Consider the following 14,059-nt stretch of genomic DNA (forward strand, 5'->3'; position numbering starts at 1 on the left):
GTTGTGGGAAGGGCCGCTCACAGGCACGTGACGCGGCAGACCTGGCGAATCCCCGAAATTCGCCGGTGACCACCGCGTCACGTGCTCACTCCGACGTCCCTTCATGGCACTTCAGCCGATCGAGCCGAGTGAAGTGCGCTCCGACCAGGTGGCCCGCGCCTTCACCGACCGTGCGTGACCTACGTCTTCGCGGGCGTGGAGCGGCCGTGGCCGCTGGACTTGGTGCCCCGCATCCCCGACGCCCCGGAATGGGATCTAGGGCCTGTTGCGAAAGTCCCGTCGTCCGCCCGGAGGGCGGGCCCCGCGGCGTCCGGTGCGTGCTCTCGGGGTGCCGGGTGCAAGCCCTCGTACTGGACGTACTCGGGTTTGTGCCCGGTGCGGCGAGAGTGCGTGCCGGGCGTCGCGGGGCAGGCGGGACTTTCGCAACAGGCCCTAGTACGAAGAGGCTTCGCCCGGCGGGTCCGCGCCCTGGAGGCCAGTCTCGACGACGCATACGGGCAGGCCCGGGCCTTCGAGGACGGGGGCCCTGCAGCTGCTCGCCGCTCGCCGCGCCGCCGCACCCAGAGGGGCGGTGAGCGACCCCCGGGTCGTCGTCCTCACCCCGAGGCCCGGCCGCGCGGCCTGCATCGAACACGCCCTGCCGGCCCGGCTGGTGGGCGTGTAGCTGGTCGCGGGCCACGACCTGGTGTGCCGCAACAAGCGGGTGTGGATGCGGGCGACGCGCGGCAAGGTACCCGTGTACGTCGTATACCGGCGCCTCGACGACGACTTCCTCGACTCGCTCCGCTTCCGGTCCGGCTCGGTGATCGGCTGACCGCGGCATCCTGGGCAATCGCCGGTCAGGTCACTCGGGAACGCCGTCGTCAACGGCATCGCCGACGACCAACCGTCGACGGCGCCGGCGAACAGGGCAGCGTGAAACGGGCCGAAGGCCGACGCCGAGAACCTGGAACGCACTCGTAAAGCAGTCGTCGCCGGCCCGCGCGGCTTCATCGCCCGGCGTCCGGTCGCCGTCCGCACCTCCCCCACCCCCGCGGGTGAACGCGTGGCGACGCGCCACATTGACCCGCGCCCGTTCGCCGTGAACGACGGCGACGACATCTGGGTGCGCGCTGACCGACCCGCGGCGCGGCCTACTTGAGGCCGGCCGCCGCGCAGGCCGTCTTGTACTCGGCGGTGCAGATCTGCGAGACCTTGTAGATGCCGTCGACGATGACGGTGTCCTTGATCTTGCTCTTCGTCATGGCGCTGACCTGCACCAGCTGGGACGGGATCTTCTTGGTGGTGGGGCTGTCGACCTTGTCCTGGGTGAGCGCGTCGAACCGGATGTCCTTGCCCTGCACCTTGTAGACGGCCATCTGGGCGGCGGCCTCGGCCTCGTCCGGGTAGGGCTTGTAGACGGTCATGTACTGCAGGCCGATGAGGATCCGCTGCACGGCTTCGAGGTCCGCGTCCTGTCCGGTGATCGGCGGCATGTTGGTGAAGCCGGCCGCCTTGAGGGCCTTGACGATGCCAGCCGCCATCGCGTCGTTCGCGGAGTAGACGGCGGCGACGTTGTCCTTGCCGATCGCGTTGATCGCCTTGGTGGTCTCCTGCTCGGCGATGACCGGGTCCCAGTCCTTGGTGTCGAACGAGGCCGCGGGCGGGACCGTCACCTTGCCGTTCAGCTCGGACAGGGCGCCCGTCTTGAACTGCTTGGCGTTCGGGTCCGTCGGCGAGCCGTTGATCATGATGACCTTGTCGGAGGTGTCGGCGTTCGGCCCGAGGCCCTCCAGCAGCGTACGGGCCTGCACCTCGCCGACCAGCTCGTTGTCGAAGGAGACGTAGGCGTCGATCGGGCCCTCGGACAGGCGGTCGTAGGCGATGACCGGGATGCCCGCGTCCTTGGCCTTCTTCACCGTCTCCGCGATGGCGTGCGAGTCGACGGCGTCCAGGATGATGACGTCGACCTTGTCGTCGATCATCTTCTGCATCTGCCCGGCCTGCTTGGGGCCGGACGACCCGGCGTTGGAGTAGTCGACTCTGCCCTGGCCGTTGGTGAGCTCCGCGATCTTGGACTTCATGATCGGGTAGTCGAAGGTGCTGTACCGGGTGTTGACGGTGTCCGGCATCAGCACACCCACCGTGATGTCGTTGCCCTTGGCGGGGCTCGCGGAGCTCGACGATCCCGTCGCGTTGAGCACGCCGCAGCCGGCGAGCGAGAGGGTCATCGTGGACGCGGCCACAAACATGGCTGTACGACGCATAGAGGGCTCACTTCGAGTGCGTTCCGGACGTGGGCTGCTTTGCGACCCAGATGTCTGGAAAGACAACGCGCACGCCACACCCGGCGTCAAGCGAAACTACTTAACGAGTCCGCAACACCACGCTCAGGTGCACCTGTGAAGGAGAAGCGGAACCACCTCCAAACGCCCGTTACGGGCCCTCCATGCAAAGGGAGTTCACAGCCAGGCAAAGATAAGCACAAGCAAAGCCCTTTCCTCGTAATCGACATCGGGGACGGGGTCGTGACGCGCGAGGGCCCGGAGGCTCTGCCGAACCTCCGGGCCCTTCACATCGAACGCGCCTAGTCCTTGGCCTTCTTGGGCCGCCACACCACCAGCGCGCTGGTGTGCTGGACTTCCTGATACGGCACCAGGTCACGGCGGTACGACGCGTGTACCGCCGCTTCCCGCTGCCGCATCGCGGCCGCCGCGCCGTCCAGGGCCGCTTCCATCTCCGCTACGCGGGCCTGGAGCGCGGCGACCTGGTTCTCCAGTTCGATGATGCGCTTGATGCCGGCCAGGTTGATGCCCTCGTCCTGCGACAACGTCTGCACCTGGCGGAGCAGTTCGATGTCGCGGGCTGAGTAGCGGCGGCCCCGCCCGGCCGTGCGGTCCGGGGAGACCAGGCCCAGGCGGTCGTACTGGCGCAGCGTCTGCGGGTGCAGTCCGGAGAGCTGGGCCGCCACCGAGATGACGTAGACCGGGGTCTCCTCGGTCAGTTCATACGGGTTACGCCGACGGCCGTCCATCCCTGTCATGCTCCCTTCGCGGCCTCGAACAGCTCGGCGCGCGGGTCTTCGCCCGCGGTCGCCTCGCGATACGCCTCCAGCGCGTCACGAGCATTCCCCGACAGGTCCTTCGGGACACTCACCTCGACGGTGACCAGGAGGTCGCCGCGGGTGCCATCCTTGCGGACCGCGCCCTTGCCACGGGCGCGCATGGTGCGGCCGTTGGGCGTGCCCGGGGGCAGCTTCAGGGTGACCGGCGGACCGCCCAGGGTGGGGACCCTGACCTCGCCGCCGAGCGCCGCCTCGGTGAAGGTCACCGGGACGGTCACCGTGAGGTTGTCCTCCTTGCGGCCGAACACCGGGTGGGTGTCGACGTGGACCACGACGTACAGGTCGCCCGCCGGGCCGCCGCGTTCGCCGGGCGCGCCCTTGCCGCGCAGGCGGATGCGCTGGCCGTCGGTCACCCCGGCGGGGATGCGGACCTGCATGGTCCGGGACGACTTGGCGCGGCCGCTGCCCTTGCAGTCCGGGCAGGGGTGCTCCGCGATCAGACCGCGGCCCTTGCAGTCCGGGCAGGGGTCGGTGAGGGAGAAGCCGCCTCCGGATCCCCGCGCCACCTGGCCGGTGCCGACGCAGGTCGGGCACACGCGCGGTGTGCCGTTCTTGTCGCCGGTGCCCGAACAGGCCTTGCAGGGGGCCTGCGAGGACATCCGCAGCGGGACCGTGGCACCCTCGATGGCCTCCGTGAAGCTGAGCGTGACCTCGGACTCGATGTCCTGGCCGCGCCGGGGCTGGGTGCGTGTGCCCGCGCCGCCGCCCCGGTTGAACAAGCCCCCCAGGACGTCGCCGAAACCGCCGCCGAAGCCGCCTCCGCCCTGTTGCGGGTTCCCCCCGAAGAGGTCGCCCAGGTCGAAGTTGAAGTTGCCGCCGCCCGCGCCCGGCCCCGGGCGGAAGCCGCCGTTGCCGAAGAGGGCGCGCGCGTCGTCGTACTCCTTGCGCTTCTTGGGGTCGCCGAGCACGTCGTTCGCCTCGGAGATCTCCTTGAAGCGCTCCTCGGCCTTGACGTTGCCCTTGTTGGCGTCCGGGTGGAACTCGCGGGCGAGCTTCCGGTACGCCTTCTTGATCTCGGCCTCGGTGGCGTCCTTGGGGACGCCGAGGACCTTGTAGTAGTCCTTCTCAATGAAGTCCTTGGTGCTCATCCTCGACGCGCCCCCTTTCCGGTGTTCCGCTCAATCTCTACGACTTCAGCCCTCCTCAGGGCCGTTGTCCTTCTCGTCGCCGGCCGGCGGGGCCTCGTCGGTCCCCTCGGCCTTGACCGCCTGCGCTCCTGGCTGCGGTTCGGCGACCGCCACCCGCGCGGGGCGGATGGTGCGCTCGCCGATGCGGTACCCGGGCTGCAGAATCGCCACGCACGTCGTCTCGTTGACGTCCGGCGCGTAGCTGTGCATCAGCGCCTCGTGGATCGTCGGGTCGAAGGGCTCGCCCTCCTTGCCGAACTGCTGCAGGCCCATCTTGGCCGCGACCGTCTCCAGCGACTCGGCCACCGACTTGAAACCGCCGACCAGTTCGCCGTGTTCCCGCGCGCGGCCGATGTCGTCGAGCACCGGCAGGAGTTCGGTCAGGAGGTTCGCGATGGCGATCTCCCGGACCGTGATCCGGTCGCGCTCCACTCGGCGGCGGTAGTTCTGGTACTCGGCCTGGAGGCGCTGGAGGTCCGCGGTGCGCTCGCCGAGCGCGGTGCGCACCTGGTCCAGCTGTGCCGTCAGACCGGTCAGCTCTGCGTTTGCGTCCCCGGCCGGGGCCGCCCCCTGGGTGGGAGCGGCCTTCGGCTCGGCGTCGTCGGAGGTGGCGCCGGAGGGGACGTCGGGCTTCTCCTCGAAGCCCGGGGTCTCCTCCGTCACGCGGCACCGTCCTTGCGCTCGTCGTCGACGATCTCGGCGTCCACCACGTCGTCGGCGTCACCGGCACCGTCAGCGGCGGCACCGCCGGCGGCGGCCTGCGAGGCCTGGGCGTCGGCGTACATGGCCTGGCCCAGCTTCTGGGAGACGGCCGCGACCTTCTCGGTGGCGGTGCGGATCTCGGCGGTGTCCTCGCCCTTGAGCTGTTCCTTCAGCTCGGCGACAGCGGCCTCGACCTCGGTCTTGATCTCGCCCGGGACCTTGTCCTCGTTGTCCTTGAGGAACTTCTCGGTCTGGTAGACGAGCTGCTCGCCCTGGTTGCGGGTCTCGGCGGCCTCGCGGCGGCGGTGGTCCTCCTCCGCGTACTGCTCGGCCTCCTGGCGCATCCGGTCGACCTCGTCCTTCGGCAGCGAGGAGCCGCCGGTGACGGTCATCTTCTGCTCCTTGCCCGTGCCCAGGTCCTTCGCGGTCACGTGCATGATGCCGTTGGCGTCGATGTCGAAGGCGACCTCGATCTGCGGGACACCGCGCGGGGCCGGCGGCAGACCGGTCAGCTCGAACATCCCGAGCTTCTTGTTGTACGCCGCGATCTCGCGCTCGCCCTGGTAGACCTGGATCTGCACGGAGGGCTGGTTGTCCTCGGCGGTGGTGAAGATCTCGGACCGCTTGGTCGGGATCGTCGTGTTCCGCTCGATGAGCTTGGTCATGATGCCGCCCTTGGTCTCGATACCGAGGGACAGCGGGGTCACGTCGAGGAGCAGGACGTCCTTGACCTCACCCTTGAGCACACCGGCCTGCAGGGCGGCGCCGATGGCGACGACCTCGTCCGGGTTGACGCCCTTGTTGGCATCCTTGCCGCCGGTCAGCTCCTTGACGAGCTCGGCGACGGCGGGCATACGGGTCGAGCCGCCGACGAGGACGACGTGGTCGATCTCGCCGAGCTGGATGCCGGCGTCCTTGATGACGTTGTGGAACGGCGTCTTGCAGCGCTCAAGCAGGTCCGCGGTCAGCTGCTGGAACTGAGCGCGGGTCAGCTTCTCGTCCAGGTGCAGCGGGCCCTCGGCGGACGCGGTGATGTACGGCAGGTTGATCGAGGTCTCGGTGGACGAGGACAGCTCGATCTTGGCCTTCTCGGCGGCCTCGCGCAGGCGCTGGAGGGCCATCTTGTCCTTGCCGAGGTCCACGGCGTGACCGGACTTGAACTGCTGGACCAGGTAGTCGACGATGCGCTGGTCCCAGTCGTCACCACCGAGGTGGTTGTCGCCGTTGGTGGCCTTCACCTCGACGACGCCGTCGCCGATCTCCAGGAGGGACACGTCGAAGGTGCCGCCACCGAGGTCGAAGACGAGGATCGTCTGGTCGTCCTTGTCGAGGCCGTAGGCGAGCGCGGCCGCGGTGGGCTCGTTGACGATACGCAGGACGTTCAGACCGGCGATCTCGCCGGCCTCCTTCGTCGCCTGGCGCTCGGAGTCGTTGAAGTAGGCCGGGACGGTGATGACCGCGTCGGTCACCTTCTCACCCAGGTAGGCCTCCGCGTCCCGCTTCAGCTTCTGCAGGATGAACGCGGAGATCTGCTGCGGGTTGAAGTCCTTCCCGTCCAGCTGGATCTTCCAGTCGGTGCCCATGTGACGCTTGACCGACCGGATGGTGCGGTCCACGTTGGTGACCGCCTGGCGCTTGGCGACCTCGCCGACCAGAACCTCGCCGTTCTTGGCGAAGGCGACGACGGACGGCGTGGTCCGGGCGCCCTCGGCGTTGGTGATGACGGTGGGCTCGCCGCCTTCAAGAACGCTGACGACAGAGTTAGTCGTGCCCAGGTCGATGCCGACCGCACGTGCCATGGTGAATCCTCCAGCTGACTTGAGTGGAACGGACTCAAGTGTGCATCAAGCCCCGCCACGGGTCAACGGACCTGAGTCGTATGGGCTCAACTCTTATCCGTTCCTTACGCGCAAGTGCCCACTGACCTGCGTGGATTCCATACGACGGGGCCCATAGACCGGCACCCGAAGGAGTAGCAGTACGACGCTGACGGTGACGCAGGCGACGCATGTGGCGCCCGTCCGCCCGATCCAGCCGCCGTGCACGAGCACCCCGACGAATACCGCCGCGAAGGATCCGGCACCGAGGACCACGGTCGCGCCCGGCGGGGTGAGGCCCAGCCGCCGCAGCCGGTGGGCGAGATGGTCGGGGCCGCGCCGCAGCACCGGACGCCCGGCAACGAGCCGCGACAGTACGACGAGCAGCACGTCGGCGCTCGCGACGGCGGTGAGCGCGAACAGCACGCCCGCGCTGGCGACGGGATCGTGGCCCGCCCGGGTGATCAGCGCGGCCGCGGCCAGCACGAACCCTGCGAACAGCGAGCCGGTGGCACCGAGGGCGATCCGCGCGGGATGCCAGTTGTGCATCAGGAACCCGGTGAGCGCGGCCGCGAGCACGCTCAGCAGCACGGCGAGCCCGTCCATGACCTCGGCGGTGGCACAGGCCCCGACCCCGAAGGCCGTGACCACTCCCACGGTCCCGGCCAGCCCGTCCGCGTGGTCGAGCCCCTTGAAGGCGACGGCGACAAAGGCGATCCATCCGACACCGAGCACGCCTTCCGCCACACCGAACTCCCCGTACGGCACCACACACGCGGCCGCCACGGCCGTACCGAACAACAGGAACCGCGTCTTGAGCCGCCACACGTCGGCGACCACTCCGAGCAGCGCCACGGCGCCCCCGGCGACCAGCAGTTGCCCGACCCCGGTACCGAGCGGGGCGACACCGCTCCAGTCGCCGGCGCCCGCGACCAGGCAGGTGGCACCCACCACGGCCAACCCGCCCAGCACCGGCACAGGCCGCGCGCGCCGGCGGTCGACGAGCCGCAGCCGCAGAGCGAGCGGCCGGATCAGCGCGGCGAGGAGGGCGGCGAGCAGCAGGGCGGTGGTGGCGGCGGCGATCCCGTAGAGCACGGGTCTAAATTAGACCTGAATGTAACCATTCCGTACAAATAACACGAATAACACGATTACTTTGCCACCGCAGGGCCGTGGCGGGCCAGGCCCACCTCAGCGACTCAGATCACCCCGTGCCTGACTACAGTGCGGGTAAAGATGCGGGTAGTCTCAGACCGACTGCATAAGTTACCGCTTAGTAATTTCGGGAACCTCTCGTAAGAGACCCCTCGCAGGCCCGAGGAGCCCCCATGCAACTCGCCGCGATCATCGTGTCGCTGGTTCTGATCGTGGTCGGCGTGGCGTTGTTCGCCCGCGCCGTCCTGCAGATCTACAACTTCATGCGGCTCGGCCAGAACGTGCCCGCCGGCACCCGTACCGACGAGCCCGTCCAGCGGACCGTCACGGTGGTCCGGGAGTTCCTCGGCCACACCCGGATGAACCGCTGGGGCATCGTCGGCGTGGCGCACTGGTTCGTCGCGGTCGGCTTCTTCTCGCTTCTGCTGACGATCGTCAACGCCATCGGCCAGCTCTTCCAGGCCGACTGGCTCCTGCCGGTCATCGGCGAGTGGGCGCCGTACAACGTCTTCGTCGAGTTCATCGGCACGATGACGGTCCTCGGCATCCTGGTGCTGATCGTCATCCGCCAGCTGAGCAAGCCGAACCGGCCGGGCCGCAAGTCCCGCTTCGCCGGCTCCAACTTCGGCCAGGCCTACTTCGTAGAGACGGTCATCCTGGTCGTCGGCGTCTGCATCTTCATGCTGCACGCCCTTGAGGGCGCCCAGCATCACGTGGAGTCGTACGAGGCCTCCTTCTTCATCTCGTACCCGGTGGTCTCCTGGCTGCGGGGCATGGACGTCGCCACGCTCCAAAACCTCACCTACTTCTTCGCCGGTCTGAAGATCGCGACCTCCTTCATCTGGATGATCGTGGTCGCCCTGAAGACCGACATGGGTGTCGCCTGGCACCGCTTCCTGGCCTTCCCGAACATCTGGTTCAAGCGGAACGCGACGGGTGAGACCTCGCTGGGCGCGCTGCTCCCGATGACCTCCGGCGGCAAGCCGATCGACTTCACCGACCCCGGTGACGACGACGTCTTCGGCGTCTCCCAGGTCGAGCAGTTCTCCTGGAAGGGCCTGCTGGACTTCTCGACCTGCACCGAGTGCGGTCGCTGCCAGTCGCAGTGCCCGGCCTGGAACACCGGCAAGCCGCTCTCCCCGAAGCTGCTGATCATGTCGCTGCGCGACAACGCCCACGCCAAGGCGCCCTACCTGCTGGCGGGCGGCGGCAGGACCATGGAGGGCGAGGAGAAGGCGTCGGCCGAGGCCCTCAAGGACGTCCCCGCCGCGGCTCTCGCCGAGGCCGAGCGGCCGCTGATCGGCACCGCGGAGGAGAACGGCGTCATCGACCCGGACGTCCTGTGGTCCTGCACCACCTGCGGCGCCTGTGTCGAGCAGTGCCCGGTGGACATCGAGCACGTCGACCACATCGTCGACATGCGCCGCTACCAGGTGATGATCGAGAGCGCCTTCCCCTCCGAGGCGGGCACGATGCTCAAGAACCTGGAGAAGAAGGGCAACCCCTGGGGCCTGGCCAAGAAGCAGCGCCTGGAGTGGCTCAAGGAGGTCGACTTCGAGGTTCCGGTCGTCGGCAAGGACATCGAGGACCTGACCGAGGTCGAGTACCTGTACTGGGTGGGCTGCGCCGGCTCCCTGGAGGACCGCGCCAAGAAGACCACCAAGGCCTTCGCCGAGCTGCTGCACATCGCGGGCGTCAAGTTCGCGATCATGGGCGGCGACGAGAAGTGCACCGGTGACTCCGCCCGCCGCCTGGGCAACGAGCCGCTCTTCCAGGAGCTCGGCATGGAGAACGTCATGGCGCTCAACATGGCGTTCGGCGAGGAGACGGACGACGACGGCAAGGTGACGCCGGAGTCGAAGAAGCCGAAGTCGGCGAAGAAGATCGTCGCCACCTGCCCGCACTGCCTCAACACGATCGGCAACGAGTACCCGCAGCTCGGCGGCGACTACGAGGTCATCCACCACACCCAGCTGCTCCAGCACCTGGTGGACGAGGGCAAGCTGGTCCCGGTCACCCCGGTCGAGGGCATCATCACCTACCACGACCCCTGTTACCTGGGCCGCCACAACAAGATCTACACGCCCCCGCGCGAGATCATCGCGAGCGTCCCCGGCCTGCGCAACGAGGAGATGCACCGCCACAAGGAGCGCGGCTTCTGCTGTGGCGCCGGCGGTGCCCGGATGTGGATGGAAGAGCGCATCGGCAAGCGCATCAACAACGAGCGCGTCGACGAGGCCCTCTCCGTCAACCCCGACATCGTCTCGACCGCCTGCCCCTTCTGCCTGGTCATGCTGACCGACTCGGTCAACGGCAAGAAGAACGACGGCAAGGCCAAGGAGTCCATCCAGGTGGTCGACGTGGCCCAACTGCTCCTCGACTCGGTCAAGTCCCCGGTCGACCCGGCTGGCGAGGCGGAGCAGGAGAGCGCGCCGGAACCGGAGCCGGTGAAGTAACCCGTCTGCACGCGGAACGTCCCCCGGCCCACTGCGGGCCGGGGGACGTTCGGGTTTCGTACGCGGTGGTGCGCTTCGTCGGTCAGCCGCGGGGGCGCTCGAAGGTCAGCAGCAGGCCCTCGACGGCTCCGGGACCGATCCGGCCCTTGACGTCGGCGGAGGTGATGGCCTTGAGGCCCCAGCCGTCCTCGGCGTGCTTGTTGAGGACCTTCTCCAGCTTGTCGCTGTCCAGTGCGTCGCCGATCAGCGACTCCCGGAAGGTGACGACCTTGTACTCGTACGCGTAGGCACTGCTCATGACTGCGGTGTCCTCCTGCCGGCGGGGCCGGGTAGGGGTGGGGTTGCCGGGGCCAGACAATCATCCCGGGGCGCCGCAACACATCGCGGGACCAGAATTACGCGGCGACGGTCGGGTCAGGCCGCGGTGGTGTTGCTCGACGTCGAGTGGCGCAGGTGCTCGATGCCGGTGTCGAGCGCCGCCTTGAGGTGGGTCGAGTCGCCGGTGGACATCATGATGGTGACACCGCCCTGGATGCCCGCGAGCAGCGCGGCGGCCGTCCGGTCGATGTCGAGGTCCGGCGACACCAGCCCGTTCGTCCGCAGGGCGCGCATACCGCGGGCGAGTTGCCGCTGCCATTGGCGCATCAGCTCCGTCACGATCGCCCGGGCGCCGGGGCTGGACCGCCCGACCTGGAGGAACAGTGCCCCCAGCGGGCACTGGTCGCCCTGGAGTTCGTAGCGTGCCACCACCACGTCCCGCCACTGCCGCCAGGACTCCCAGGAGTCGAGCTGCCCCAAGTGCGGCTGCTGGTCCTCCAGGACGCGGTCCGCCTCGAACCGGGCCACCGCGAGCAGCAGGGCGTCCTTGCCGTCGGGGAAGTAGTGGAAGAGCTGGCTCTTGCTGGTGCCGGTGCGGCCGCGGATGTCGTCGAGCGTGGTGGCGGCGACACCCTGCGCGCGCAGCACCTCGGCGGCCCCCTCGACGATACGGGCCCGGGTGGCGCGCCCCTTCGCGGTCAGCGCTTCCGACATCCGACGCCTCCTTGCGGTCCGACTTTCTGGACTTGCCGGTCCATTTTATCCGACGCACAGTGGACCGCACATCGCCCATCACGGGAGACGGACTTAGGGAGACTGCGTCATGAGTGAACGGCTGCGGAACAAGACGGCCCTGGTCACGGGGTCGACCAGCAACATCGGTCAGGCGATCGCCGTGGCGTTCGCCGCCGAGGGGGCACATGTCATCGTGTCCGGGCGCAATGCGGAACGGGGTGCAGAGGTCGTGGCGGGGATCCGGGCGTCCGGTGGCCGGGCCGACTTCCTGGCGGCCGACCTCGACGGCAGCCCGAAGGCCTCCCAGGACCTGGCCGCCCGGGCCCGGGAGACCCTGGGCGGGCGGATCGACATCCTGGTGAACAACGCCGGTGTCTATCCGGCCCCGGGCACCACCGCCACCGACGAGAAGACGTTCGACGAGGTCTACGGAGTGAACGTCAAGGCGCCGTTCTTCCTCACCGCCGCCGTGGTCCCGGCGATGACGGAGGCCGGCGGCGGGGTGATTGTCAACCTCGGCTCGTGGATCACCCGTCTCGCCGTCCCTCTCGGCGCGCTCTACAGCTCCACCAAGGGGGCCATGGAGACCCTCACCCGGGCCTGGGCGGCTGAGTTCGGCCCCCAGGGCGTGCGGGTCAACGCCGTCTCACCTGGCGTGATCCTGCCCCCGGCGCGGGCGGGTGCGGAACCCCACCCGGGCGAGATCATGATGAAGGGCACCCCGGCCGGCGAGGTCGGCACCCCGGACGCCATCGCCCATGCCGTGGTCTGGCTGGCCAGCGACGAGGCGTCCTTCGTGCACGGGACCGTGGTGGATGTCGACGGGGGCAGGACCGGGGTCGCCGTCATCGCCGCATAGCGCGGCCACGGCGGGACAGACGGATCCGGATGCGGATACGAAGCGGCCACGACCCGGTCGTCGCCGTCCGTCCGGTCGGACAGTCCCCCGTACCGTCCGACCGGCCGTCGGTTGTACGAGCGGGACGCTATCGGCCGGCGCTCGGCGCGGTCTTGGACGAATTTGCACTCGCCGAGAGAGCCAACGCCCCTTCCACCCGGCGGGCGGCCAGCATCTGTCCGGGCGTGGTACCGGCGATGGCCCGGAACTCGCGGTTGAGGTGGGCCTGGTCGTAGTAGCCGCAGGCCGTCGAGATCTCGGACAGACTCGCCGCCCCGCGGCCGAGCAACGCCATGGCGTGCCGGAACCGCAGCACCCGGGCCGACGCCTTCGGGGTGAGCCCGATCTGCTGGGTGAACCGCCGGATCAAGTACCCCTGGCTCCAGCCGACTTCGGCGGCGATACGGGCGATCGGAATCGCGCCTGCGCTGCGGTACAGCAGGCGCCAGGCGTGACCGACCTCGGGCGCGGGCTCCGGGCCGCTCCCCAGCCGGGCCAGCAACGCCGCGTCCAGCAGGTCGAATCTGGCCGCCCAGTCCCCGGTGGCCGCCATGCGGTCCACCAGCCGGCCCGCGTCGGGTCCCAGTACGTCCTGGATCTCGACGGCCAGGTTCGTCAACTCGCTCATCGGCATGCCGAACAGCCGGTACGCGCCCAGCGGCGTGAACTCGACCCGGATCGCCTCCTGGCCGCCGGGGTGCACACAGATCGCGGGACGGTCCTCCACGCCCACCACCAGCGAGCCGATCGTCCCGCTGCCCCCGCCCGGTAAGCCCAAGCGCCGGACCTGCGAGAACGGCTCCGCGAGGCTGATCACCAGCGTCGCCCGCCCGGTCGGCACCAGCCGTACCTGGTACGGCGAGGTCACCGCCTCCCAGTAGCCGACGTAGCTGCGCAGGTATGGCCGTAGTCCCGGATGCCAGGGCCGCGTGACCCGCCACCGACCACGCAGCCGCGAGACCTGGACCGCACCGGCCGTGCCGAGACGTGCACCATGATCCACCGAGAGGCTCCCCTCACCCCCAGGGGTCATTCCGTATGTTCCACAGTATCCGCGCCGCCGTCTCCAACCCGCGGAGCACGCGGTGAAGTTGCGGTGTGGGCGGTGCGGGTCCGGTGACGGGCGGCGGCCGGTGACGGGACGGGTCCGGTGACGGGTTTCTCGGCCGCTACCGCAGACCGATCGCCGCACAGTCCGGACGGACTCCTCTGACGGGCGGCGGCCGGGCCAGGCAAGCGGGCCGCCCGGGCGCCACATTGATCGCCTCCGGGGGACGGGTGTCCGAACAACTCCCCCGGCGGGGAATCCCGGTGCCGGACGCCGGGTGGCCGCTGCCTCCTCGGCGTGCCGCTCCCAGGCCGGCGGCGGTTCGCGCCGAGTGTCAGCCCGGCGGATGGCACCGAGAGCGCACATGACGTCCTGGATCGCCGCGCTGGACGACCCTGCCCAGGCCGCCGTCACGATCAGGCGCTTCGGCGCACTGACCAGATCCACACCCTCCCTGCGGGCCTGTCACCGCGACATGACCGACCGGCTCGTCGCAGCCGCCGCCGAGCTGAAGCAGGAGGCCGAGGCCCAGACCGCCAAGTAACGCGCACCCCCGGGAAGCGCGCCGAGCCCCGCCCGCATCCCCCGCGGGCGGCCCTCCTCATGCGTCAGGCCACCTGGTCGTCCCGGGTCGGAGGGCGGGGGGCGTACGACCGGCCGGCAGCCGCTCGACCAGACCCCCGGGATAGGCGGAGTCGCT

At 69.4% G+C, this 14,059-nt stretch carries 13 protein-coding genes and 1 pseudogene; 5 read left to right on the forward strand and 9 right to left on the reverse strand.

The features are described from left to right. Positions 1-103: 103 nt before the first annotated feature. Positions 104-258: pseudogene (locus ABZ396_RS04830) on the forward strand (circularly permuted type 2 ATP-grasp protein); the annotation flags it as partial. Positions 259-685: 427 nt separating this feature from the next. Further along, a complete protein-coding gene (locus tag ABZ396_RS04835) occupies positions 686-814 on the forward strand; it encodes a circularly permuted type 2 ATP-grasp protein (protein ID WP_358920290.1) in 129 nt (42 codons plus the stop codon). A gap of 319 nt (positions 815-1,133) precedes the next feature. Here ABZ396_RS04835 and ABZ396_RS04840 read toward each other — a convergent pair whose 3' ends face one another. The 6 genes from ABZ396_RS04840 to ABZ396_RS04865 all read right to left on the reverse strand — a co-directional run bounded on the left by ABZ396_RS04840 (position 1,134) and on the right by ABZ396_RS04865 (position 7,844). Further along, positions 1,134-2,246 carry a substrate-binding domain-containing protein gene (locus ABZ396_RS04840; RefSeq protein ID WP_358920292.1) on the reverse strand — a complete coding sequence of 371 codons (1,113 nt, stop codon included), beginning with the start codon at positions 2,244-2,246 and terminating at the stop codon, positions 1,134-1,136. Between the two features lie 320 nt (positions 2,247-2,566). Continuing rightward, complete coding sequence (locus ABZ396_RS04845; protein ID WP_358920294.1) at positions 2,567-3,013, reverse strand: helix-turn-helix domain-containing protein; 447 nt, start codon at positions 3,011-3,013, stop codon at positions 2,567-2,569. A 5-nt stretch (positions 3,014-3,018) separates the two neighbouring features. Further along, positions 3,019-4,191, reverse strand: coding sequence for a molecular chaperone DnaJ (gene dnaJ / locus ABZ396_RS04850; protein WP_358920296.1), 1,173 nt, complete (start codon positions 4,189-4,191; stop codon positions 3,019-3,021). A 45-nt stretch (positions 4,192-4,236) separates the two neighbouring features. Next, complete coding sequence (gene grpE / locus ABZ396_RS04855) at positions 4,237-4,893, reverse strand: nucleotide exchange factor GrpE (protein ID WP_358920298.1); 657 nt, start codon at positions 4,891-4,893, stop codon at positions 4,237-4,239. Beyond that, complete coding sequence (gene dnaK, locus ABZ396_RS04860) at positions 4,890-6,731, reverse strand: molecular chaperone DnaK (RefSeq protein ID WP_358920300.1); 1,842 nt, start codon at positions 6,729-6,731, stop codon at positions 4,890-4,892. The genes grpE and dnaK overlap by 4 nt, the downstream gene beginning before the upstream one ends. A gap of 93 nt (positions 6,732-6,824) precedes the next feature. Continuing rightward, positions 6,825-7,844: an MraY family glycosyltransferase gene (locus tag ABZ396_RS04865; protein WP_358920302.1), complete on the reverse strand. Its 1,020-nt coding sequence runs from the start codon at positions 7,842-7,844 to the stop codon at positions 6,825-6,827. Between the two features lie 233 nt (positions 7,845-8,077). Between ABZ396_RS04865 and ABZ396_RS04870 the strand changes: the two genes are divergently transcribed. Continuing rightward, positions 8,078-10,360, forward strand: a complete 2,283-nt coding sequence (locus tag ABZ396_RS04870) for a (Fe-S)-binding protein (RefSeq protein ID WP_358920304.1) — start codon at positions 8,078-8,080, stop codon at positions 10,358-10,360. Positions 10,361-10,442: 82 nt separating this feature from the next. On the opposite strand, the gene ABZ396_RS04875 is transcribed toward ABZ396_RS04870, so the two are convergent. Together ABZ396_RS04875 and ABZ396_RS04880 are read right to left on the reverse strand one after the other, a co-directional pair. Beyond that, on the reverse strand, positions 10,443-10,658 hold the full coding sequence (locus ABZ396_RS04875; protein WP_352222334.1) for a DUF4177 domain-containing protein: 216 nt from the start codon (positions 10,656-10,658) through the stop codon (positions 10,443-10,445). A gap of 116 nt (positions 10,659-10,774) precedes the next feature. Then, positions 10,775-11,392 carry a TetR/AcrR family transcriptional regulator gene (locus ABZ396_RS04880; protein WP_358920306.1) on the reverse strand — a complete coding sequence of 206 codons (618 nt, stop codon included), beginning with the start codon at positions 11,390-11,392 and terminating at the stop codon, positions 10,775-10,777. Positions 11,393-11,501: 109 nt separating this feature from the next. Between ABZ396_RS04880 and ABZ396_RS04885 the strand changes: the two genes are divergently transcribed. Further along, complete coding sequence (locus ABZ396_RS04885; protein WP_358920308.1) at positions 11,502-12,272, forward strand: SDR family oxidoreductase; 771 nt, start codon at positions 11,502-11,504, stop codon at positions 12,270-12,272. A gap of 127 nt (positions 12,273-12,399) precedes the next feature. Here ABZ396_RS04885 and ABZ396_RS04890 read toward each other — a convergent pair whose 3' ends face one another. After that, positions 12,400-13,314 carry an AraC family transcriptional regulator gene (locus ABZ396_RS04890; protein ID WP_358920310.1) on the reverse strand — a complete coding sequence of 305 codons (915 nt, stop codon included), beginning with the start codon at positions 13,312-13,314 and terminating at the stop codon, positions 12,400-12,402. A gap of 409 nt (positions 13,315-13,723) precedes the next feature. On the opposite strand from ABZ396_RS04890, the gene ABZ396_RS04895 reads away from it, so the two are divergent. Further along, the gene (locus ABZ396_RS04895) at positions 13,724-13,903 is read left to right on the forward strand and encodes a hypothetical protein (RefSeq protein ID WP_358920312.1); all 180 of its coding nucleotides are present in this window, start codon (positions 13,724-13,726) and stop codon (positions 13,901-13,903) included. Positions 13,904-14,059 lie beyond the last annotated feature (156 nt).

Source organism: Streptomyces sp. NPDC005866 (assembly GCF_040629895.1).
Taxonomy (GTDB): Bacteria; Actinomycetota; Actinomycetes; order Streptomycetales; family Streptomycetaceae; genus Streptomyces.